This is a genomic window from Ascidiaceihabitans donghaensis (genome assembly GCF_900302465.1).
GTDB lineage: Bacteria > Pseudomonadota > Alphaproteobacteria > Rhodobacterales > Rhodobacteraceae > Ascidiaceihabitans > Ascidiaceihabitans donghaensis.
The window spans coordinates 2774462-2796998 of sequence record NZ_OMOR01000001.1 but is presented as its reverse complement, the minus strand read 5'-3'; the positions used below and the strand labels follow the sequence as shown (position 1 = coordinate 2796998).

Below are 22537 nucleotides of genomic sequence, written 5' to 3'. Positions count from 1 at the left end.
GATGAAAGACATTCTGACCGAGTTAAATGATCGCCGCGAGGCAGCCCGTCTGGGCGGAGGCCAAAAGCGTCTCGATGCGCAACATGGACGAGGCAAGTTAACGGCCCGTGAACGGATTGATCTTTTGGTGGATGAGGGCTCTTTCGAAGAGTTTGACATGTTCGTCACTCATCGCTGCACCGATTTTGGTATGGAAAAACAAAAGCCTGCGGGCGATGGTGTTGTCACAGGCTGGGGCACGATCAATGGCCGTATGGTCTATGTGTTCAGCCAGGATTTCACGGTTTTGGGCGGCTCAGTTTCGGCCACACATGCTATGAAAATCTGTAAAATCATGGACATGGCGATGCAAAACGGTGCGCCTGTCATTGGCATCAACGACTCAGGTGGTGCGCGTATCCAAGAAGGCGTGGATTCGCTTGCGGGCTACGGCGAAGTGTTTCAGCGCAACATCATGGCGTCCGGTGTGGTGCCTCAGATTTCCGTGATCATGGGGCCATGCGCCGGTGGGGCCGTCTATTCGCCCGCGATGACCGACTTCATCTTTATGGTCAAAGACAGCTCTTACATGTTTGTCACTGGCCCTGACGTGGTGAAAACCGTCACGAACGAAGTGGTCACCGCCGAGGAATTGGGCGGGGCATCGACCCACACCAAGAAATCCTCTGTTGCGGATGCGGCGTTTGAAAACGACGTGGAGGCATTGGCCGAAGTGCGCCGCCTTGTGGACTTCCTGCCGCTGAACAACCGCGAAAAACCCCCTGTCCGTCCTTTCTTTGATGAACCGGGTCGGGTTGAGGCATCGCTGGACACGCTTGTGCCAGACAATCCCAACACGCCTTACGACATGAAGGAATTGATCCTGAAGCTGGCGGACGAGGGCGATTTCTACGAAATTCAGGAAGAGTTCGCCAAGAACATCATCACCGGCTTTATCCGCCTTGAAGGGCGTACAGTGGGCGTTGTGGCCAACCAGCCCATGGTTTTGGCAGGGGTTCTGGACATCGACAGCTCGCGTAAGGCTGCACGGTTTGTGCGCTTTTGTGATGCGTTTGAAATCCCAATCCTGACACTGATCGACGTTCCGGGCTTCTTGCCGGGCACCACCCAAGAATACCGCGGCGTCATCAAACATGGTGCGAAACTGCTGTTTGCCTACGGCGAGGCGACCGTGCCAAAAGTCACAGTTATCACACGCAAAGCATACGGCGGGGCCTATGTGGTGATGTCGTCCAAACACCTGCGCTCTGACTTTAACTATGCCTGGCCAACGGCCGAGATTGCGGTGATGGGGGCCAAAGGGGCCACCGAAATCATCCACCGCGCAGACCTTGATGATGCCGAGAAAACAGCAGAGCATGTGGCGGACTACGAAGACCGCTTTGCCAACCCGTTTGTGGCTGCCGAACGTGGGTTCATTGACGAGGTGATTCAGCCACGTTCAACGCGCAAACGGGTCAGCCGCGCCTTTGCATCCCTGCGCAACAAGAAGCAGCAGATGCCGTGGAAGAAACACGACAATATCCCGTTGTAAGCTGATGGCCCGCAACTGGCACATTCTGCGCAAGCAAGATCAGGTGACGCTTGCCCGTCATCTGCCCCCGCGCTTTGATCTGTCCGCCAGCACCACGTTGGCAAGCGGGGATGCATTGCGTCTGGCCACGCAAATCCGCCAGGATGTGTGGCGTGCCTTGCAAAAGCTGCGCGGCTTTTCCCCTGTAGTCGAGGTGACGCAAAGCACGGGTGGCGTACAGGTGACAGCCGGTGGGCGGGTGTTTGGCGCTGTGCCGGAACCGGTTCAGGACCGTTTGCAGGCCGTGTTGGACAACCCGAAAAACCGTGCCCGCTGGGTGCGTTGCGCCGGAGGAATGCAATGACACAGCTTTGGAAAAACCAAGCCTTCTCAATCTCACACGCCGACGATGGCAAGTTTGAAGGCAAAGGGTTGCGGCCTTTCTTTGAGTATCGTGATCTAGGTATCAGCGGTGCGACCAAAGGCGCTTTTGGTGCGCATGTCATTCGCGCAGTGCCGGGCATGGAAAGCCCTGCGACATGGCACAGTCATGACCTTGATTTCCAGATGGTCTATGTCACCAAAGGCTGGGTGGTGTTTGAATACGAGGGCACTGGTGAACACGTGTTGCGCGAAGGGTCTTGTGTGTTGCAGCCCCCCGGCATCAAGCACCGCGAAGTGCGTCATTCCGATGATCTGGAACTGATCGAAATTATCGCACCTGCCGACTTCGCCACCAAAGACGAGACAGCGCCATGATGCTGCGCATTGCAACTTTGGTGGTGGGTTTGGCAGGATCTGTGGCTTTTGCGCAAGACGTGCCTTCTGGCCAATCTGTGACGCTTTTTGATGCGTTGATTGATAAGGTGGAAGGTCAGACATGGCTGCGGATGCGCTATGTGGCCCCGGCCATTGCGCGGGACGGGGGCGATGTGGATTACGACACAGCAAGCGTAGATATGGCACATTTGTGTGCCTCTGCAGCCCTGCCTTACGCCAACGAATATGCCATAGACCCACACATTGTTGTGATTTCTCTGAGCGACCGCGAAACTGAATTTGGTGTGCAGGATCAAGAGGCCACGCAATTTTTTGAGGCATATCGGGTCCAAAATGATGCCTGCATCTGGGAGGCTTTCTGATGGAAACACAACATATTGCGGCTCACTTCTTATGTGGGCAGGTTTTTGAGGCTTTGAAGACACAACTCCGCCGATTGGGTGGCTGTGGATATCTTTTTCGCACCTTTTCGCCTATGATCCCCCAAGGGAATTCCAATCGGAGCCCGACCTCGTTAGAGGGAGTGGGGGCGCATTTCGCGTCTTTGCAAGTTATTGAAAGTGACAGGAGACTTAGATGTCAAAGAGCATCAAATTGCTGGCAACCTTCGGTTTTATCGCCGTTGTTGCTGCCTGTGCGCGTGAGCAGCAGGCCGAAGAATTTGTCGTGGTTGATCCAGAGCCGATCAGCCAGGAACCGACATACACAGGCAAGTACAAGTAATCGTACTGCTACAGGGCAGGCGTTCGCGGCTGCCCTGACCCTGACATTCGTGCCAACCCTCTTTGATGCGGAGGTGGCATTATGATGAAGCATCGCGGCTTTCCCGGCCGACTGACGGGCACAGATTTCCAGTTCATCATTCGTCGTGCAAACCCCAAAGGGGTGACAGCAATCACACGCCGCGAACGCAAACGTGACCGCAAGCCGGCGGACCGCCGCGCTGACGCGGGATTCATGAAGGCACTGTGGGAACATTTTGGACCACACCCCTTTGAACGGGGCAATCTGGATGCCGGGCGGCTGTCTTGGTTGTTTGGTCGCGAAGTCCTGCCAGCCACCGATCCCTTCGATCCGGAAGACTACGAAGCTTTGCTGGTGATCGACGAAAGTGCAGCACAAGCGGCCTTTCCCGAAGCGTTCGAGGGCTGATCGGCATGATGTTGCGCACGTATTCTCAAAAACGGCGGAGCTTGGCCGACTTCCCGCATTGCGAGAATAACGGCTTGGCAGATGCAAAATCTACGCGCAATGTGATCCTATCGGCACGCCATCCCCAAACACATGTGCGTGTCGTGTACCATTTCCGTACCCCTTCCCCTAATGGGCGGCACGATGCGTTTCGCACCGTGTCGCCTATTTTTTTGCGTTCTAAATCAGCCGGTTGGCGAAATGCTGCCCAATGGCGCCCTGTGCATTGGAACCATGTTGCGTCCAACATAGTTTGTGATTTGAAGGTCGTTATAGACCGTACAGAAAAAGGATCACGGCAATGGCAGTACAAAAATGGATTATCGCGGGCGCAACAGCCTTGGCGCTTGGCGCGTGTGGCGACACGATCAGTGAACAAGCGCTTGCGGGTGGTGCAATCGGCGCTGGCGCAGCCGTCGTCACAAGCGGAAGTGTTGCCACAGGTGCCGTCGTTGGGGCTGCAGGCAACATCGTGTACTGCGAACTCAACCCCGGCAAATGCTAATCGTTATTGGCGCTGTAAGCAGAGTGATGCGAAAAAATCACTCTCTTTAGCGTCAGGTGTCTTTGCCACATTTCAGGCAGATTCTCGTGTATACTGGTCTCAATGGGCAAAATTAATAGCCCTTGAGCGAGGCAGATATTATGAAACGAGTAACCAGCATTTTTGCGGTTGCAGCACTATTGTGTGCAGCCGGTTGTACCCAGCCCCAAGACGCATCCAGCCGCGGGGACATATCCCTGTTGGGGCCGCTAACAAGCAACTAAAGCCGTGCGGCCTCGTGCCGTGCCAATATAACACTGCAAGACCCGCCCTGCCGATGCAGGGCGGTCGCTTGCGTTCAACCTTTCACATCAAAAGGGACAGCACATGTTCAACAAGATCCTGATCGCCAACCGTGGCGAAATTGCCTGCCGCGTTATCAAGACAGCCCGAAAAATGGGTATTTCCACGGTCGCCATTTATTCCGACGCCGACCGGCAGGCCCTGCATGTGCAAATGGCGGACGAAGCCATCCACATCGGCCCGCCGCCTGCCAACCAGTCCTACATTGTCATCGACAAGGTGATGGAAGCGATCAAGGCATCGGGCGCGCAGGCTGTGCATCCGGGCTATGGTTTCTTGTCCGAAAACTCGAAATTCGCCGAAGCGCTGGACGCCGCTGGCGTAGCGTTTGTTGGCCCGCCCGTTGGCGCAATTGAAAAGATGGGCGACAAGATCACGTCCAAAAAGATCGCTCAAGATGCGGGCGTGTCCACTGTTCCGGGCTACATGGGGCTGATCGAGGACGCCGAGGACGCGGTTAAAATTTCCAATCAGGTTGGCTATCCGGTCATGATCAAAGCGTCGGCCGGCGGCGGTGGCAAAGGCATGCGCATCGCGTGGAACGACGACGAGGCCCGCGAAGGCTTTCAATCCTCCAAAAACGAAGCGGCCAACAGCTTTGGCGATGATCGGATTTTCATTGAGAAGTTTGTCACGCAGCCCCGTCACATCGAAATTCAGGTGCTGTGTGACAGCCATGGCAACGGCATCTATCTGGGAGAACGCGAATGTTCGATCCAGCGCCGCAACCAAAAGGTGGTCGAAGAGGCCCCATCGCCATTCCTTGATGAAGCGACCCGCAAAGCCATGGGTGAACAGGCTGTCGCTTTGGCGCAGGCTGTGGATTATGCCAGCGCAGGTACGGTTGAATTCATCGTGGACGGCGACAAGAATTTCTATTTCCTCGAGATGAACACGCGTTTGCAGGTTGAACACCCTGTCACCGAACTGATCACTGGTGTTGATTTGGTCGAACAGATGATCCGCGTCGCCAATGGTGAGGCGTTGACCATCACCCAAGACGATGTGACGCTGACGGGCTGGGCCATCGAAAACCGCCTGTACGCAGAAGACCCTTATCGCGGGTTTTTGCCGTCCATCGGACGTCTGACACGCTACCGCCCCCCGATGGAGCAAGCGGCAGGGCCACTTCTGGACAACGACAAATGGCAAGGCGATGCCCCCTCTGCCACGGTTGCTGTGCGCAATGATACCGGCGTCTATGAAGGCGGCGAGATCAGCATGTATTACGACCCGATGATCGCCAAACTTTGCACATGGGCACCAACCCGTGATCAGGCGATTGAAGCGATGCGTGTGGCGCTTGACAGCTTCGAGGTTGAAGGCATCGGACACAACTTGCCGTTTTTGTCGGCTGTGATGGATCACCAGATTTTCATCGACGGCACAATGACAACAGCCTTCATCGAAGAACAATACCCTGATGGCTTCGAAGGCGTCACCTTGTCCGACACCGACGTCCGCCGGATCGGGGCCGCCACAGCCGCCATGCACCGCGTTGCAGAAATTCGCCGCGCCCGTGTGTCCGGGCGCATGGATAACCACGAACGCAAAGTCGGTTCTGACTGGAATGTTGCGGTGCAGGGGCAGTCCTTTGACGTGGCGATCAACGCGGACCATGACGGGTCAACCATCACCTTCGACGATGGCACGGCGATGCGTGTGTCGGGGGCATGGACGCCTGGCGACCAAATCGCAGAAATGACTGTGGATGGCACTGCATTGGTGTTGAAAGTCGGCAAGGTCAGCGGCGGGTTCCGCATTCGTGCGCGTGGTGCTGACCTTAAGGTCCATATTCGCACACCGCTTCAGGCGGAATTGGCGCGTAAAATGCCCGAAAAATTGCCTCCGGACACATCCAAGATGTTGCTGTGCCCGATGCCCGGATTGATTGTGAAACTGGATGTCGCTGAAGGTGACGAAGTGCAAGAAGGCCAAGCGCTGTGTACGATCGAAGCCATGAAGATGGAAAACATTCTACGCGCCGAAAAGAAGGGCGTGGTTACAAAGATCAACGCTGGGGCGGGCGACAGCCTGTCGGTTGATGATGTGATCATGGAGTTCGAATAACCCATGAATAGGCCGCAACCCATAAAGGCGGTTCATCCGTCTGTGGCTGCGGCCTCTTTTTGCTCGCGGACTTCGCGTTTGCGCATTGGCATTTTGTCGATGCTGCGGGTGATTTCACGAACGTCCCACGGGAATGGCTTGCGCAGCTTTATGCCACCATCTTTCCCGATGATCGCAAGCATGAAGCCGCGTGGGCGCAATTTCAGTCTAAGATCGGACTTGGCGTCAGGGTCTGTGTCCAGCAACACAACCACATCGCGGTCGGCCAAATCGGCTTCGCCTTCACGCAACAACTCGAGCTGTTCGATAAAGCGCGGGTCTGCTTCGTTGTCCGCAAAGACCACGACGGGCCGCTTTTTCCAGACAAATTGTGACAAGTCTTTTGTTTCTACGCTGTCAAACACGTCCGAATTTTGCGTGTCTGCGGTGTCTTCCGCAAAGAGCGGAAATGCGAATAAGCCTGTTAAAACAAGGGGAAGTAGTGGTTTCATATGCGCTCCTGTTGACGCTAAGATAGGCCGTTTTTCCAAGAATGCGATGGGTTTGGGTAGATATTTTAACGTTAAATCGATCTCAATGGATATGTGGGCATGAACGGGGCAATTCCCGGTAAATGGCCGTACGGGGCGGCGCAGCAACGAGCAGGCCGCACAATGGACGTAACCCTTCACCTTGGTGTGCACCGCACAGGCAGCACCACTTTCCAAAGTTACTTACGGCGCAACGCGCAAGGGTTTCGGAACAAAGGTGTCGGCTTCTGGGGGCCACGGCGCACCCGCAAGGGACTGTTTGCCGGTGTTTTGCCTGTGCCGGGCGTCGCATCTGGTCGTGATTTGCAACGGCGGGCCAAAGGGCGCGTCCAATTGCAACTTGAACGCTCTGCCAGAAGTGGCATCCAGACCTTGGTGGTCAGTGATGAAAATCTGATCGGCTCTGTGCGCGACAACTTACGCCAACATATGCTTTACCCGGCCATCGGGGACCGCATGGCGCGGTTTGCGCATGCATTTGACGGGCGCATCAACGAAATCGTCCTGAATGTGCGGTCACATGATCACTATTGGGCCTCTGCCGCGTCTTACGGTGTGTGCCGTGGCCACGCATTGCCCACGGAGCGTGCGTTACAAGCCATTTCCGAAAGTACACGGACATGGCGGGATGTCATTGTGGACTTGTCTTGTGCCGTGCCGGACGCGGCCATTTGGGTCCTGCCGTTTGAAGAATTTGCTGGGCGTCCGGATGCAATGTTTCGTGCAAGCACTGGCATTGATGCGCCACGCGATACAGCGCATGAGTGGTTGAACCGTGCCCCAACAGTCGCCAATTTGCGCGACACGTTGCTTGAACGCGGCATTGTTCCCCATTTCCCGCAGAACGACACCGAACGCTGGCAACCGTTCGATGATGATCAACGCGCGGCGTTGCGCGAAGCTTACGCTGACGATTTGCATTGGCTTATGGCCGGAGCAGATGGAACAGCAACCCTGACAGAGGATCCGGGCCGGAAAAGAGCGGGACCAATCCCGTCTGCTGGCTCACAGACAAGAGGACACGACAGACATGACCAACAAGAAAGAAACTTGGCGCAATCTGGCTGAGGGCGAACTACGTGGGCGGCCATTGGACGACCTGACGTGGAAAACGCTTGAAGGCATTGAAGTGCAGCCGATCTACACGGAAGACGACCTTAAGGACGTGGCCCATCTGGGCACCATTCCGGGGCAAGCGCCATTCACGCGCGGTGTCAAAGCAACCATGTATGCCGGTCGTCCATGGACGATCCGTCAATATGCCGGGTTTTCGACCGCTGAAGAATCCAACGCCTTTTATCGTCGCGGTTTGGCGGCAGGGCAACAAGGTGTATCCGTGGCCTTCGATCTTGCAACGCACCGTGGGTATGACAGCGACCATGAACGGGTCGTTGGCGATGTCGGCAAAGCGGGCGTTGCGATTGACAGCGTCGAGGATATGAAAATCCTGTTTGACGGTATCCCGCTCGATAAAGTGTCGGTGTCCATGACCATGAATGGGGCCGTGATCCCTATTCTTGCGTCCTTCATCGTCGCTGGAGAAGAGCAGGGGCATGACAAATCGGTTCTGGCGGGGACCATTCAGAACGACATTCTGAAAGAATTCATGGTCCGCAACACCTATATCTACCCACCTGAGCCTTCGATGCGGATTATCGGTGATATTATCGAATACACATCCGATCACATGCCCAAGTTCAATTCGATCTCGATTTCGGGCTACCATATGCAAGAGGCCGGCGCGAACCTTGTGCAGGAATTGGCCTTTACCTTGGCGGATGGCCGCGAATATGTGCGTACTGCGATTGCGGCAGGCATGGATGTGGACCGGTTTGCGCCACGGCTTAGCTTTTTCTTTGCCATCGGCATGAATTTTTTCATGGAAGCCGCAAAACTGCGTGCGGCGCGTCTGCTGTGGCACCGCATCATGTCTGAATTCGAGCCCAAGAATGCAAAATCGTCCATGCTGCGCACCCACTGCCAGACGTCCGGTGTGTCGTTGCAAGAACAAGACCCCTACAACAATGTGGTTCGCACGGCCTATGAAGCGATGGCTGCGGCACTTGGAGGAACGCAATCACTGCACACCAACGCGTTGGACGAAGCCATTGCTTTGCCAACAGATTTTTCGGCACGTATCGCCCGAAACACCCAGTTGATCTTGCAAGAGGAAACGGGCGTGACCAACGTGGTCGACCCGCTTGCTGGCTCTTACTACGTTGAAAAGCTGACACATGATCTGGCCGAAGAAGCATGGAAGCTGATCCAGGAGGTCGAAGATCTGGGGGGCATGACCAAAGCTGTGGCATCGGGCATGCCAAAACTGCGCATCGAAGAAGCCGCGGCCACGCGTCAGGCCAATATCGATCGGGGGTCCGAGGTTATTGTTGGTGTGAACAAATACCGACTGGATAAAGAAGACCCGATCGACATTCTCGACATCGACAATGCGGCTGTTCGCGACAGCCAGATTGCACGTCTGAACACCATCCGCCAAACGCGCGATGACGCCGCTTGCACAGCTGCACTGGCTGAATTGACACGCCGTTCCGAAGAGGGAGGGAATTTGTTGGAAGGCGCAGTTGAGGCTGCACGCGCACGTGCCACTGTAGGAGAAATCAGCATGGCGATGGAAAAAGTGTTCGGACGCCACCGTGCAGAAGTGAAGACTTTGGCAGGTGTCTATGGTGCCGCTTATGAAGGGGATGAAGGTTTTGCCGCGATCCAGAAATCTGTAGAAGATTTTGCCGAAGTCGAAGGACGTCGCCCGCGTATGTTGGTTGTTAAGATGGGACAAGATGGTCACGACCGTGGTGCAAAAGTGATCGCGACCGCCTTTGCGGACATTGGGTTTGATGTGGACGTTGGTCCGTTGTTCCAAACGCCTGCTGAAGCTGCACAAGATGCGGTGGACAACGATGTCCATGTGATTGGCATCAGTTCACAAGCGGCAGGTCACAAGACATTGGCGCCGCAACTGGTGCAGGCCCTCAAAGACGCAGGTGCGGACGATATTATCGTCATTTGTGGCGGCGTCATTCCGCAGCAAGACTACCAGTACCTGTACGACAATGGAGTCAAAGCAATCTTTGGACCTGGTACAAACATCCCGAAAGCCGCTTCGGAAATTCTGGATATTATTCGCGACATGCGCACCTAAATTGCGCTTAACACGACTGTTAGATCAAAAAAAGGAGCCCCGATCAGGGCTCCTTTCGCATTGAATGCCGACGGCGATTAAGAGCGGGAGGGGAAAAGCCCCTGCAACGCTACACACCAGTTGATGGCAAGATAGGGGTTCGAGACATTGAATGCCTGATTTGAGCCTGTGTTTTGAACCATGCGCGGATCCATTGTCGAATCCGGGGGGCCATCGTGATAGATTTTTGCGCCATCACTTGATTTGGCCAATAAATCGGTCACTGGACCGCCTTTGTCACCGGTCTGATTGACAGACAGGATATTGTGGTTGTGTGACGGCAGGTTGGTTGCATTCAGCACAACAGTCTCTGTTCCGCCGCGTTGCCCAATGGTGCGCGGTGACAGACCTGGTCCATTGCCGTAATGCATTGGGATACGTCCGCGCAGGTCCGGCAATGCAAAAGTTGTCCGGCCGTCACCACCGTAAATGGTGCCATATAGTGAAAACAGTGCAGTGTTGCTGGAAATCGCCAGCAGTTGGCCGTTTGCAGCAGCAGTTGTGCGCTGGCAGAAGTTGAACCCTACCGGCACCAGTTGGCCGACGTAAAATTCCTGTGCAGAAGCAGATTGCGGCGCAGCCATCATGCCAAGTGACACCAGCGCTGCGGCTTTGGCACCTGCAATATATTTGGTTAGTTTTTTCATCTTAAAGTCGTCCTTTGTCATCTAAACATTTTGCCAAAAAGCAAAGCTGAATAGTCCTAAATTCAAATGTGATCAGCTGCGTGACGGGTAGATGCCCGCGTCCACAATGCACCAATTGATCGCCAAAAACGGGTTTTCGATGCTGAATTGCAAATTCGAACCAGTCATAGAAACCATACGTGGATCCATAGATGAATCCGGTGGCCCGTCGTGATACTCTCGTGCTGAACTGGACGATTTAGCCAACAAATCAGTGACCGGACCGCCTTTGTCACCATCCTTGTTCACAGACGCGATGATGTGATTGTGGGATGGCATGCTTGCGACGGTCAATTGCTGAACTTCGGAACCGGCTTTCTGACCGATTGGACGGTTCGACAGCCCCGGACCCTGTCCGTTGTGTAGCGGAATACGCCCGCGAAGATCAGGCAACGCGAAGGTTGTGCGCCCATCCCCGCCATAGATCGTTCCCAACAAAGAAAATAACGCGCTGTTGCTTGAGATCGCCAGCAGTTGGCCGTTCAGTTGCAATGATGACCGAGGGCAAAAATTGAACCCGACCGGAAAGATTTCACCCAGATAACTAGGCTGAGCAGAGACGCTTTGCGGCGCTCCGCCGACGCCCAAGGTAAGCATGACCGCAGTCAAGACGCCACCTAAGCGTTTGGTTTTATAATGCTTCATTCGTATTCCCCTGCAGTTTTACGGGGGCGGCGCCAAAATAACCCGGGCACGTGCCCCATAAAAGAATGATAATATTAAAAGTAGTACTCAGTATGGGGGAAGGGTCGCACTGCAAAAGTCCCTGTGTCAACACTGATCCATTACTGGGCGCAACCTATAGGGGAAAATTCAGAAAATTTCGGAAGTTTCGAAAAAAGACGAAAGGGACGATGCGGGGTCTTGCTTCGTCCTTTTAACATGCTCAACCCATAGGCTATGCTTTTGTAACAGCGCGACGGACATGTTCGGGGGGAAGACGATTGCAATTGGATCATTTGGCCGTATCTGGGGCGACCTTACAGGAGGCACGCACCCATGTTGAAGACGCGCTGGGCGTAAACATGCAGCCTGGCGGAGAGCACGATGTGTTTCACACCCACAACGCGTTGATGGGTCTTGAAGACGGGCTGTATCTGGAAGCGATTGCGATCAATCCGGATGCCCCGCAGCCGGACCGCCCCCGATGGTTTGCATTGGACGACTTTGCAGGGGCTGCGCGTTTGACGAATTGGATTTGCCGTACCGATGATCTGAAGGCAGATATGCACAACTTGCCTGCGTCCATGGGGACGCCTGTAGCGTTGCAAAGGGGCGACCTGCGGTGGCGTATGGTTGTGCCAGAAACCGGCCATTTGCCGTTCGACAACCTATGTGCGGCTTTGATCAAATGGGACACATCGCTTCATCCGGCGACCGCCATGGTTCAAACGGGGTGTCGTCTGCGCAGGCTGACGTTGACTCATCCGGACGCGGATGCGTTGAAAGCGACTTTGGGCAAGGTTCTAAGGGATGACCGGATCGCGATTGAAACAGGTGCAGTGGCCATGCAGGCGGATTTTTCAACGCCTCACGGACAACGTGCGCTATGATTCGGCCCGCGACGCCACCTGACGTTGACGATATTTGTGCGCTTTGGAACGATGTTATTACGTCCACAACAATCACCTTCACCACGCAAAACAAAACACCCGAGGATGTTCTGAAGACGCTGGATGGCCCGTGGCCCACGCTGATTGCGACCCGAAATGGCGCGTTTTCAGGTTTCGCAAGCCTGTCCCCGTTTCGCGCGGGTCCCGGGTATCGCCATGTCGCGGAACACACAGTGTACCTGCGCGACGACGCACGTGGCGCTGGCCAAGGGAAAGCGTTGATGATGGCGGTGCAAAAGGCGGCAAAAGACATTGGTCTTCGTGCCTTGATCGGTGCGGTCAGCGGCAGCAATCCTGCGGCAGTTGCGTTTCATGAAAAACTTGGCTTTTCCAAGGTCGGTGTTTTGCCTGAAATCGGCGAAAAATGGGGGACGCGTCTGGATCTTATTTTGATGCAGAAAAATCTGTGAAACGGCCTGACATGCCGCGCCGCAGCAGGTAGGCTGGTTGCATGTCTATCTGGTCCCGCATCACTGAAGCCATTTCGGCGCTGACGTCCGGCGAAGGTTTGTCTGCAGTTTTCGAAAAATTGCGCAGCCCGCCAGAACGGTCTGTGGCGTTTGCCATTGCGGTGATTGCTTTGGGCGCAAAAATGGCAAAAGCGGATGGGCAGGTGACCCGTGATGAGGTGACAGCCTTTCGTGAAGTGTTCCAGATCGCGGCGCAAGACGAAGCGGGGGCTGCAAGGGTGTTCAATCTGGCGCGGCAAGATGTTGCGGGTTTTGAAGACTATGCGACGCGCATTCACGCAATGTTTGCCGACGAAGAAAAGACGCTGACGGATCTGATGGAAGGCTTGTTCCACATCGCTATGGCCGATGGCTTTTATCATCCCAATGAAAATGCGTTTCTGGAACGCGTCGCCGACATTTTCAATTTAAGCAACCAGCAATTTCGCGCATTGCGGATGCGGTTTGTGCCCGCGTCGCGCTCTGACCCCTATTCGGTGCTGGGGGTTGATCCCGCGCAAAGCCTTGATGACATTCGTCGGGTCTGGCGCCAGCTTGTGCGTGAAAATCACCCCGATGCCATGATGGCGCGGGGTGTTCCTGCGGAAGCCGTGCAGCTGGCCGAAAAGCGTATGCGCGACATCAACCGGGCCTGGGACGAAATCCAAAAAGAGGCGGCCTGAATGCGGATCGCGACCTACAACGTCGAATGGATGAACACGCTTTTTGACGATGATGGGACGTTGATGCGCGATACCGTCTGGTCTGCGCGGCACAACATCACCAGAGCCCGACAAGCGGATGCGTTAGGCACTGTTTTCAAAGCTATGGACGCGGATGCTGTGATGATAATCGAAGCCCCTGACAGCGGGCGCAAGCGGTCGTCGACCACGGCTTTGGAAAGCTTTGCAAAAGCCTTTGGGTTGCGAACAAACAAGGCCGTGACGGGATTTGCCAACGACACGCAGCAAGAAATTACATTGCTGTTTGACCCGGACAAGATGCAGGCCCGCCATGATCCGATCGGCGCGGAAACAGGGTTCAGCGGCAGTAAAACAGCCCCGCGTTTTGACGAAGTGTTTCGCATCGATCTGGATGTTGACCGCACAGAGGATCTGGTGAAGTTTTCCAAACCGCCACTGGAACTGGCCATGCGCACGACGCAGGGGTTCGAATTTCGCATGATTGGGGCGCACTTGAAATCGAAAGCACCGCATGGTGCCAAAAACCACGATGAGGCGATGCGTTTTTCCATAGCAAACCGGCGCAAACAACTGGCGCAGGCAATATGGTTGCGTCAACGGGTTTCGGACCATCTGAACGCGCGGGTCCCGTTGATGGTTATGGGGGATTTGAATGACGGCCCCGGATTGGATGAATTTGAACATTTGTTTGGGCGGTCTTCTGTCGAAATCGTTCTGGGTCGCACCGACGAAATTCCCTTGTTTGATCCACATGCACGCATGGCCTTATCGCGCAAACTGGGGGCTGCCCCGACGACTTCGCGGTTTTGGATCAGGCATGAAAAGCGTTTTTTGCAGGCCTTGTTGGACTACATCATGATATCGCCCGATTTGCGTGATCATGCGCCTGTCTGGCGGATATGGCACCCTTTGGATGATCCCGATTGCTGGGCACAACCCGAACTGCGTGACGCATTGGTGGATGCGTCGGACCACTTTCCGGTGACTTTGGATATTGAAATTTAGTCTTTGACGACCTTCACCTGAACCTCCGCCGACAAAGACCGCGCAAGTGACTGTAACCGCGATTCCGCGACTTCGCCAAACAATGGAACCGAAGCTTTGCTCAGGCGCAATTCAAGCAACTTTTTCTTCGGATACCACCGAAAGGCAGCACGGTCGGCGTCTTTATCCATCCAAAGCATGGCACCAAAACGCATGGCCTTGCCTAGAATTTCAGCTTCAAGTCGGGTCTTTTCATCTACCAATTCGTACAAGTCTTCGAACCGGGTCCCCTCACGGGAATTGGAATAGCGATGCAACAAAGCCAACCCCAAATAAATACGTTCAGAGTGTTTAAGCCCGCCCAAATTCGCACGGGTGGCGTTGTCGAAGCAGACTTCGGCGCGGTAATCAGGATGGGCGCGCCAACTGACATCGTGCAACAGGCAAGCCGCGCGCACCAACCGTTTGCGCGGCGCTGAATAGCCTTTGAAAATTGGCATTATGAAATCATGCAGCACTTTGCCAAAGCCGGGCAGGCGGGCGTCTTTGGCTTCTGCGAAACGTGACGCTTCGATCAGCGGATCACGGTCCCGCAACTGCTGCGGCATCTGTTCATAAAGCATCCCTTCGCGGATGCCATAACTGCTGATTGCGATGTCTTTTGGTTTGAAGGTTTTGACCAGACGTTTCAGGACTTCTGCGGCCAGAGGCACCAAGGACATACGTGCCGCCGATATACCACACGCTGCGCGCAGGTCTTCGATGTCGGCCTTTGCAATGTATTTCGCGGTTTCACGTACAGTCTTCGGTGTCATGCGATATTCATGCAGAACATGCAGGGGATAACCGCGCCGGTGCATGTCAACACGGGCAATAGCACGCCAAGAGCCACCGACTAGAAACAGACGATCACGTTGTGCGCCCATCCGGCTGTGCAAATCTGCCATGACGGTGTTGATGTGGGCGGATCGCCCTTTTTTGCCGCCTTTAATGTCGCGCAGCTTCAAAGGCCCCAGATTCGATGTGACGCGACGCCCGACACGGCCATCGGAAATCTCGGCCAGTTCCATCGAAGATCCGCCGATATCGCACACCAGCCCGTATGATCCCGGCCAGCCCAACAAAACGCCCTGAGCAGACAGGCGCGCCTCTTCTTCACCGTCGATGACCCAGATGCGCAATCCCGTTTCACGCAAAACATCCGCGCAAAACTCGGGCCCGTCCGCTGCATCGCGCACAGCGGCTGTGGCCACAACCATCAGCTCTTTCAGACCCATGCCATCGGCCAAATGCTTGAAGCGCAGCAAAGCCGAAAGTGCGCGGACGCGCCCGTCCGGATTCAGATTGCCGCTTTCAGACAGGCCTGCACCCAAAGCACACATGATTTTTTCGTTGTAAAAATAGGCCGGTGATCGAGCGGCACCGTCAAACACGACCAACCGGACAGAGTTTGACCCCACATCCACAACGCCGACCCGCGCCAGTTTACGCGATCTCGGGTCGTCAAACAGTGGACGCCCAAAGGGGTTGGCCTCTGTGTCGGCGCGGGTGTCAGTTTGCATGGGCCCCCCAAAGGCGCTGTGTCGTTATCAAGTTGTGTACCAAGCCTTGGCGCAGGGTCAATCTTCGGTGTGGGTCAATTTCGGCACATCGGAAGCGCCCGCCGACCCGCGCCCGGACAGAGACGGGTTTTCCATAAAGAAACGGTGGCAGTTGAACGCGAAGGTCCCTTCCGCAATGTCGGGGCGATCAAAGCTGCCGTCAGGTTTCATCACCCAGCTTTGCGCGACATCAGCCAGATTGGCGGCCATGACTTGCCCTACGATCTGGGCTTTGACAGTGGCATTTTCGATTTCGACCAGTGTTTCAACCCGCCGGTTCAGGTTGCGGCCCATCCAGTCGGCAGACGACATGAAAACGCGTGACTTTTTGTGGGGCAGGCCTTTGCCATTGCCGAAACAAACGATCCTGCTGTGTTCCAGAAACCGGCCAACGATGGATTTGACGCGGATATTTTCGCTAAGACCTTTTACGCCGGGCCGCAGGCCGCAAATGCCGCGGATGATCAGGCTGATTTTCACACCTGCTTTGCTGGCCGAATACAGTGCATCAATCACCTCTGCATCGATAAGGCTGTTCATTTTTGCCCAGATGACGGCGGGGCGGCCGGCTTGGGCGTGTTCGGCTTCTGCAGCGATCATTTCCAACAGACGCGGTTTCAGCGTCATGGGTGAAATTGCAAGATTGCTCAGGCCTTCGGGTGGGGCGTAGCCAGACAGGTAATTGAACACTTTGGTGGCGTCGCGCCCCAGTTTTGCATCGCAGGTGAAGAACGAAAGATCGGTGTAAATACGTGCCGTGATTGGGTGATAGTTGCCGGTGCCGTAATGGGTGTAGGTGACCAGTTCTTTGCCTTCGCGGCGCACCACCGTGCTAATTTTTGCGTGTGTTTTAAGATCGATGAACCCGTAAACGACATGCGCACCAGCCCGTTCCAGCCGTCGTGACTGGCGAATGTTGGCAGCTTCGTCAAAGCGGGCTTTCAATTCCACAAGGGCGGTGACGGATTTGCCGTCTTCTGCCGCCTCACACAAGGCTTCCACAATCGGCGACCGCTTTGAGGTACGGTACAACGTCTGTTTGATGGCCACGACTTTGGGATCACGCGCGGCCTGTTGCAAGAACCGCACGACCATATCGAAGGTTTCATAGGGGTGGTGCAACAGCATGTCTTTCTGACGGATCGCTGTAAACATATCGCCGTCAAAGTCGGTGACGCGTTCAGGCACACGGGGGGTGAAGGTTGGCCAAAGCAAGTCGGGGCGGTCTTCCAGAACAAGTTCCGACAGATCATCGACGCCAATCATGCCGTCGATTTCGATGATCTCGTGTTCCTTGACGGCCAGTTCCTTCATGACGACGGATTTCAGCTTGTCGGGGGCCCCCGCAGACATGGTCATACGCACCACTTCCCCACGCCGCCGCCGCTTTAACGCCACTTCGAATTCTCGTACCAAATCTTCCGCTTCGTCTTCGACCTCTAGGTCGCTGTCACGCAAAACGCGGAATTCAAAATGATCTTTCAGCACATATCCCGGAAACAGCCCGCCGATGTTCATCACCAGCAGCTCTTCCAGAGGCAAAAAACGGTGCCCGTCGCCCCCCGGAACCGCGATGAAACGGTCGATCTGGGCGGGAATAGGCAACAAGGCCTGCAAGCTGCGCTTGTCTTTGCTGCGCTCAAGTTGCAGCGCAAGCACGTAACCGGTGTTGGGAATAAAGGGGAAAGGGTGCGCGGGATCGATAGCCAGGGGCGACAACACCGCGAACACCTCGGTCAGGAAGACCTGTTCAAGATGTGTGCGGTCCGCATCGGTCAAATCCGCCGCGCGCAATATCTTGATTTTTTCGGCTTCCATCTCGGCACGCAGTGCTGTCAGAACCCTTTGTTGCGTTTGCATCAGGTTGCGCGCGTTGTCGTTGATCAGCACAAGCTGCTCGGCGGGTGTTAGACCGTCAGCAGCGGGGGTTGTGTTGCCAGCTTGGGCCAGCTCGCGCAGGCCCGCCACGCGCACGGTGTAAAATTCGTCCAGATTGTCGGCGCTGATCGACAAAAAGCGCAGCCGCTCCAACAGTGGCACCCGTGGGTTTTCAGCCTCTTCCACAACGCGCCAGTTGAAACCCAACCAACTGAGTTCGCGATTGTAAAACCGACCGGGCCCGTCAAGGTCCAGGTCCGGCATTTCAACACCTGCGTCAAAAGGGGCCTTTAGGAAGTCTGCATGCGACATAGGGGCTTCCTACAATGTGGATGTAAAGTTCAGGTGACAGTTATGCGCCAGCCTACAGGATTTTGTCCAGTACAGTCGCGGCATAGCTGCGTGTCAGTTTGCGCTGCTCTGTCAGGCAGGCATGATCCAGAACGGCAACAATTTGGCGGGCGGCCTCAAATGAGCGATCCATCCGCAACACCAGATAGGGAATGACGTCACTTGCCGGTTGCACCTGCCGGTCGTGGAAAAGCTTCGCCAACACGGCAGCCAGCAAAGTATCGTCCGGGGCATCCAGCACCGCGACACCGGCGGCATCAATGCGGCTTTGCAAATCGGCAAGCCCCATGTGCCATAGGTTTGGCGCGCCTGCTCCGGTCATCAGCAGCGGCATCTGGGCCGCAAACATCATGTTGTGCAAGTGAAACGCGGCGGCTTGCGCGGTTGCGGTCTGCGCGATCTGATCGACGTCTTCGAGGGCCACAGGCGTGTTTGCAAGGGCTGGCACCATGTCTTCGGTCAAGGCCGCGGCGTCGACGATCCGGGCGCCCACCTCTTTGGCCCAAACATGCACCAGATGGGTTTTGCCCGCGCCAGAGGGGCCGCACAATACCATTTTGTGCAACGGCCATGCTGGCGTTCTGTCAATCATGGACACGGCCACGGCGTTGCTGGGCGATATCAAAAAGTCGTCCCGCCCCAACGCGGTGCGAGGGGGCAAATCAAAGTTCAATTGTTCCGCCATATCAGTTCTGATCTTGTCCGGTCAGGCCCTGATACAGGCGACTGCTTTGGTATTGGTTGACTGCAAAGCGGATCACAACCCCGATGGATGCGGCCAAAGGCACCGCAACCAACATGCCTACAAACCCGAACAGTGTTCCAAACACAGACAGCGCCAGCAACAGCCATACCGGGTGCAGTCCGACGCTGTTGCCGACCAATTTCGGGGTCAGGAAATTGCCTTCAAAGATTTGGCCCGTCACAAAGATGGCAGCGACAATGCCGATGCGAATCCAGTCGGTGCTGTATGTCGTGACATCTCCATTGGTCACTTCGATGCCGTTCCAGTACTGGAACAACGCAAGTCCGATGGCCAACGCACCACCGATCAGCGACCCCAGATAGGGGATGAAAGTGATCAGTCCCGCAACAAAGCCAACGACCAGCCCGAATTGTAATCCCACCAGCATCAAGGCCATCGCGTAATATGTGCCCAGGATCAGACACACAGTGCCCATGCCGCGAATAAAAGACGCCAGCGTCTTGTCTATGTCACCGGCCAATTGCCGGATAACAGGCGCATGGTCACGCGGCAGCAACGCATCAATACGCGCCACCATGTTGTCCCAATCCAGCAACAAATACACCGACACAACCGGCACAATCACAAACAGCATCACCACATTCAGCAATGACGCGGCAGAACTGAGCGCTGTGTTTAAAAGCTGCCCGCCTTTGCTTTGGATGGTGCTGCCGATGCTGGCAATGGATTGGCTTAGCGTTGAGGTTTCGTCCAGCAACGCTGGGAAGCGTTCTGTCAGGAAAGCGCCGAAATTTTTTGCATAATCTGGTGCGCTGGCAATCAACGCGGTGGTTTGGTTCACCAGCGTGGGCACCACCAAAAGCGCCATAAGCACAAAGATCATCAGACCCGAGACTGTGATAATCGCAGTGGCCAACATGCGGCTGGCCCCCATGCGTTCCAGCCTGTCCGCTACAGGGTCCAGAAAATATGCAACAGCGCCACCAAGAATGAACGGCAACAGCACGTCCCCAAGCGCCCAAAGCAGAACGAAAAAGACCACGGCCACAAGGCCCCAATATTTTAGCTGATCTCGGACGGGTAGGCCCATGTGTTTCTCCTTCGGGATAGGCATCACATCGCAAACGGCAGCCGGGATTTCAAGGTGTTTGCCCGTTTTGCTTGGCTGTTTCCCGTCAAAGAGCGGGCTTTGCCCGAATGGTTAACATTGACTAAATCATCCAAACCGCCCTAGATTTTACCCATTATCGGCATGCAATTTAAATATATCAGGAGAAGTTTTTTTGGGCACGATAGACATTAGTAAATATCTGAAATCGGCCGCTACATCGGCGGCTTCGGCTTTTGGGTCTGCAGTGGGTGCACAGGGTGCAGACTTTGTGCTCAACCTTGTGGGTATTGAAACAGACGAACTGGCCCCGGTGAAACGGGCTTTGGCGGACATTCAGCAGACCCTCAAAAGGGTCGAAGCAAAGCTTGGAACCATCGAAAACAAGATTGACTGGCTTTTGACGATGAAGTCTTTTTCAGAACTCAAAGCCTTGGTAGATACGCAGTTTGACAACGCAGCGGGCTTGATTGCGGCACAAAACAATTCAACCACGCGAGACGCAGAAATGACGGCGTTTCTGAACGGGTTGAATGCGGAAAAGATCGAGACGGCCATCGCGGCACTTTACAATGATGTCACCGGAAAATCGTCGTTGTTTGGCAATGGCGAAAACGCGGCCAAGCGGATGTACCGCACGGAATGGGGTACTTTGTTTGCCAATATGCCACTGCAAGATGCCACGGATCGGGCCATGGAAATCTGCTACCGTGTTATTGATCTGCAATGGCGTGGGGCCTTGCTGGCCTACAACGTGCGCATGATCAAAGGCGAGCCGACGATCGCGCAAAAAGGGATTTGGGCGGCTCAGGTCAGGTTACACGAACAAAACAAGCTGTTTGTGACCGAAGCGCCGTCCTTGATGGCCTACATTATGTCGGGCTTTCCCTATGCGGCCGCTGAAGGGGGCGGGTGGCATGTGCGTGTCAAATCCAGTGTGACGGCGGCAGACAGCAGGTATTTGTCACCGGATCCGATTTTGTGGAACGGGAATACGCTTATTTCCTCAAATATGGCGAAAACCGCGACAGATGTGCTGTTGGTCACGTCGCAAAAAGAACCAATGCGCTTTGAATTGCGTGGGGCGCAACAGTATCGGGGCATGGAGATCGTGTCACAGAAAATGCCTGTTACGGCAGGCAGTCGCTCGGTCTACAGAAAATTCGGACCGCGCGAAGAATCCCTGCCGGTTTCGGTGTGGCGTGGGTCCACCAATCTTGCGTCCAACCCTGATGTACAGGTCAATTTTTTAACCACGGCAAAACGCGAAGATTATCTGGTGCGCTTGGGCAATCAGAATCTGGTAGCTTACCACGTCCAGACCCCCAAGAAAGCGCCACTTGAAAGCAGCACAGGCGTGACCAACACGCCTTACAATATCACCTATGCGACCAGATTGCCGCTTCCGGCGGGCGAAGCCGCCACTTGGGAAGTGAAATTGAAGGATTCCAACGAAGTGATTTACAAACAGATGTTCCCATAAAAAATGCCCCATCACAGGATGGTGACGGGGCATAGCTAAAAATTCAGGCACCGGTTTGTCGCCGCGCAGGTGCCTGAATTTGCCTTAGTGGCAGGCGGGGCGTGTACCGGGCAACAACACTTTGTCGATCACGTGGATGACGCCGTTGTCCGCTTTGATGTTTGCGATAATCACATTGGCGGTTTCGCCGGTGCCATCAGCAATGGACACACCCGCAGAGCTTTTCGTGATGCACAAGCGCTCGGATGCCAGCACCGGTTTGAAATAGTTTGAACCCGCCGGGATTGCTTCGGCTGGCAAGTTGCGGTCGTCGACATGGTACAGCAGGACGTTTGTCAGATCGCCTTTGTTTTCAGGCTTCAACAATGTGTCAACGGTGCCAGCGGGCAATGCTGCAAACGCGTCATTGACGGGCGCATAGACTGTGAAAGGGCCAGGGCCTTGCAGCGTTTCCACAAGACCAGCAGCGGATACAGCCGCCACCAAAGTCGAAAAACGTTCGTCGCCCGCGGCAATGTCCACGATTGTGTTGGCAGAAGCGGCAGTTCCCAGCGTCAGGGCGGCGGCAGCGGCAGCGGTCAGGGTGCGCAAAGATTTCATAGGTGTGGTCCTTTCACATAATTGCGTGTGCAAAATACACACGCTTAATATGAACAATGTACGCGCCCTGTCTTTGATTGGATCACGAAGGGGCAAAGTTTTCTGAAAAATCGTGCAAGCCAAGGTGGAAACCCGTCCGAAAGCCGCTTTGAACTTGGCGTCAAGGCGCATACCATGTGTGACGATTGTAAGATTGCGGGTGCGCTCGCTTTGGCATACTCACAGCTAAACATTGTCATCAGGA

The 22537-nt window shown here is 55.1% G+C and carries 23 protein-coding genes; 15 read left to right on the top strand and 8 right to left on the bottom strand.

Annotated elements, in window-relative coordinates; translation table 11 throughout:
* Position 1: 1 nt before the first annotated feature.
* From ASD8599_RS13965 to ASD8599_RS13935, 8 genes are all read left to right on the top strand, one after another.
* Positions 2–1534, top strand: coding sequence for an acyl-CoA carboxylase subunit beta (locus ASD8599_RS13965; RefSeq protein ID WP_108829099.1), 1533 nt, complete (start codon positions 2–4; stop codon positions 1532–1534).
* Positions 1535–1538: 4 nt separating this feature from the next.
* Entirely contained in the window at positions 1539–1877 is a 339-nt protein-coding gene (locus ASD8599_RS13960) for a hypothetical protein (RefSeq protein WP_108829098.1), read from the top strand.
* Positions 1874–2272, top strand: coding sequence for a cupin domain-containing protein (locus tag ASD8599_RS13955; protein ID WP_108829097.1), 399 nt, complete (start codon positions 1874–1876; stop codon positions 2270–2272). Before ASD8599_RS13960 ends, ASD8599_RS13955 begins: the two co-directional genes overlap by 4 nt.
* Entirely contained in the window at positions 2269–2655 is a 387-nt protein-coding gene (locus ASD8599_RS13950) for a DUF6497 family protein (protein ID WP_108829096.1), read from the top strand. The genes ASD8599_RS13955 and ASD8599_RS13950 overlap by 4 nt, the downstream gene beginning before the upstream one ends.
* 214 nt (positions 2656–2869) lie before the next feature.
* On the top strand, positions 2870–3016 hold the full coding sequence (locus ASD8599_RS20300) for a hypothetical protein (protein WP_181364489.1): 147 nt from the start codon (positions 2870–2872) through the stop codon (positions 3014–3016).
* An 81-nt stretch (positions 3017–3097) separates the two neighbouring features.
* Positions 3098–3445, top strand: a complete 348-nt coding sequence (locus ASD8599_RS13945; RefSeq protein ID WP_108829095.1) for a hypothetical protein — start codon at positions 3098–3100, stop codon at positions 3443–3445.
* A 340-nt stretch (positions 3446–3785) separates the two neighbouring features.
* Positions 3786–3989 carry a hypothetical protein gene (locus tag ASD8599_RS13940; protein WP_108829094.1) on the top strand — a complete coding sequence of 68 codons (204 nt, stop codon included), beginning with the start codon at positions 3786–3788 and terminating at the stop codon, positions 3987–3989.
* 366 nt (positions 3990–4355) lie between these two features.
* Complete coding sequence (locus ASD8599_RS13935; protein ID WP_108829093.1) at positions 4356–6401, top strand: acetyl-CoA carboxylase biotin carboxylase subunit; 2046 nt, start codon at positions 4356–4358, stop codon at positions 6399–6401.
* Between the two features lie 32 nt (positions 6402–6433).
* On the opposite strand, the gene ASD8599_RS13930 is transcribed toward ASD8599_RS13935, so the two are convergent.
* Positions 6434–6892 (bottom strand): DUF4174 domain-containing protein, encoded by a 459-nt coding sequence (locus ASD8599_RS13930; protein ID WP_108829092.1) that lies wholly within the window; start codon positions 6890–6892, stop codon positions 6434–6436.
* Positions 6893–6991: 99 nt separating this feature from the next.
* On the opposite strand from ASD8599_RS13930, the gene ASD8599_RS13925 reads away from it, so the two are divergent.
* Together ASD8599_RS13925 and scpA are read left to right on the top strand one after the other, a co-directional pair.
* The gene (locus ASD8599_RS13925; protein ID WP_245926051.1) at positions 6992–7999 is read left to right on the top strand and encodes a hypothetical protein; all 1008 of its coding nucleotides are present in this window, start codon (positions 6992–6994) and stop codon (positions 7997–7999) included.
* Positions 7962–10091 carry a methylmalonyl-CoA mutase gene (gene scpA / locus ASD8599_RS13920; protein ID WP_108829091.1) on the top strand — a complete coding sequence of 710 codons (2130 nt, stop codon included), beginning with the start codon at positions 7962–7964 and terminating at the stop codon, positions 10089–10091. The genes ASD8599_RS13925 and scpA overlap by 38 nt, the downstream gene beginning before the upstream one ends.
* A gap of 77 nt (positions 10092–10168) precedes the next feature.
* On the opposite strand, the gene ASD8599_RS13915 is transcribed toward scpA, so the two are convergent.
* Positions 10169–10777, bottom strand: coding sequence for a phage tail protein (locus ASD8599_RS13915; RefSeq protein ID WP_245926049.1), 609 nt, complete (start codon positions 10775–10777; stop codon positions 10169–10171).
* Between the two features lie 72 nt (positions 10778–10849).
* Complete coding sequence (locus ASD8599_RS13910) at positions 10850–11461, bottom strand: phage tail protein (RefSeq protein WP_245926047.1); 612 nt, start codon at positions 11459–11461, stop codon at positions 10850–10852.
* Positions 11462–11760: 299 nt separating this feature from the next.
* Here ASD8599_RS13910 and ASD8599_RS13905 point away from each other — a divergent pair, with 299 nt between their 5' ends.
* From ASD8599_RS13905 to ASD8599_RS13890, 4 genes are read left to right on the top strand one after another with little or no spacing between them, the layout of a single operon-like run.
* Positions 11761–12369 (top strand): VOC family protein, encoded by a 609-nt coding sequence (locus tag ASD8599_RS13905; protein ID WP_108829090.1) that lies wholly within the window; start codon positions 11761–11763, stop codon positions 12367–12369.
* On the top strand, positions 12366–12839 hold the full coding sequence (locus ASD8599_RS13900; RefSeq protein WP_108829089.1) for a GNAT family N-acetyltransferase: 474 nt from the start codon (positions 12366–12368) through the stop codon (positions 12837–12839). Before ASD8599_RS13905 ends, ASD8599_RS13900 begins: the two co-directional genes overlap by 4 nt.
* A 41-nt stretch (positions 12840–12880) precedes the next feature.
* Positions 12881–13561 (top strand): molecular chaperone DjiA, encoded by a 681-nt coding sequence (locus ASD8599_RS13895; protein ID WP_108829088.1) that lies wholly within the window; start codon positions 12881–12883, stop codon positions 13559–13561.
* Positions 13562–14587: an endonuclease/exonuclease/phosphatase family protein gene (locus ASD8599_RS13890; protein WP_108829087.1), complete on the top strand. Its 1026-nt coding sequence runs from the start codon at positions 13562–13564 to the stop codon at positions 14585–14587.
* Here the strand turns inward: ASD8599_RS13890 and ASD8599_RS13885 are convergent.
* The 4 genes from ASD8599_RS13885 to ASD8599_RS13870 are packed head-to-tail and all read right to left on the bottom strand — an operon-like array spanning position 14584 to position 20192.
* Positions 14584–16128: a Ppx/GppA family phosphatase gene (locus tag ASD8599_RS13885; RefSeq protein WP_108829086.1), complete on the bottom strand. Its 1545-nt coding sequence runs from the start codon at positions 16126–16128 to the stop codon at positions 14584–14586. The two genes, ASD8599_RS13890 and ASD8599_RS13885, sit on opposite strands and share 4 nt — an antisense overlap.
* Positions 16129–16185: 57 nt before the next feature.
* A complete protein-coding gene (locus ASD8599_RS13880) occupies positions 16186–18357 on the bottom strand; it encodes an RNA degradosome polyphosphate kinase (protein WP_108829085.1) in 2172 nt (723 codons plus the stop codon).
* 52 nt (positions 18358–18409) lie between these two features.
* Positions 18410–19081, bottom strand: coding sequence for a P-loop NTPase family protein (locus ASD8599_RS13875; RefSeq protein WP_108829084.1), 672 nt, complete (start codon positions 19079–19081; stop codon positions 18410–18412).
* Position 19082: 1 nt separating this feature from the next.
* Positions 19083–20192 (bottom strand): AI-2E family transporter, encoded by a 1110-nt coding sequence (locus ASD8599_RS13870; protein WP_108829083.1) that lies wholly within the window; start codon positions 20190–20192, stop codon positions 19083–19085.
* A gap of 193 nt (positions 20193–20385) precedes the next feature.
* Between ASD8599_RS13870 and ASD8599_RS13865 the strand changes: the two genes are divergently transcribed.
* The gene (locus tag ASD8599_RS13865; RefSeq protein WP_108829082.1) at positions 20386–21693 is read left to right on the top strand and encodes a hypothetical protein; all 1308 of its coding nucleotides are present in this window, start codon (positions 20386–20388) and stop codon (positions 21691–21693) included.
* A gap of 84 nt (positions 21694–21777) precedes the next feature.
* Here ASD8599_RS13865 and ASD8599_RS13860 read toward each other — a convergent pair whose 3' ends face one another.
* A complete protein-coding gene (locus ASD8599_RS13860; protein ID WP_108829081.1) occupies positions 21778–22293 on the bottom strand; it encodes a fasciclin domain-containing protein in 516 nt (171 codons plus the stop codon).
* Between the last annotated feature and the right edge of the window lie 244 nt (positions 22294–22537).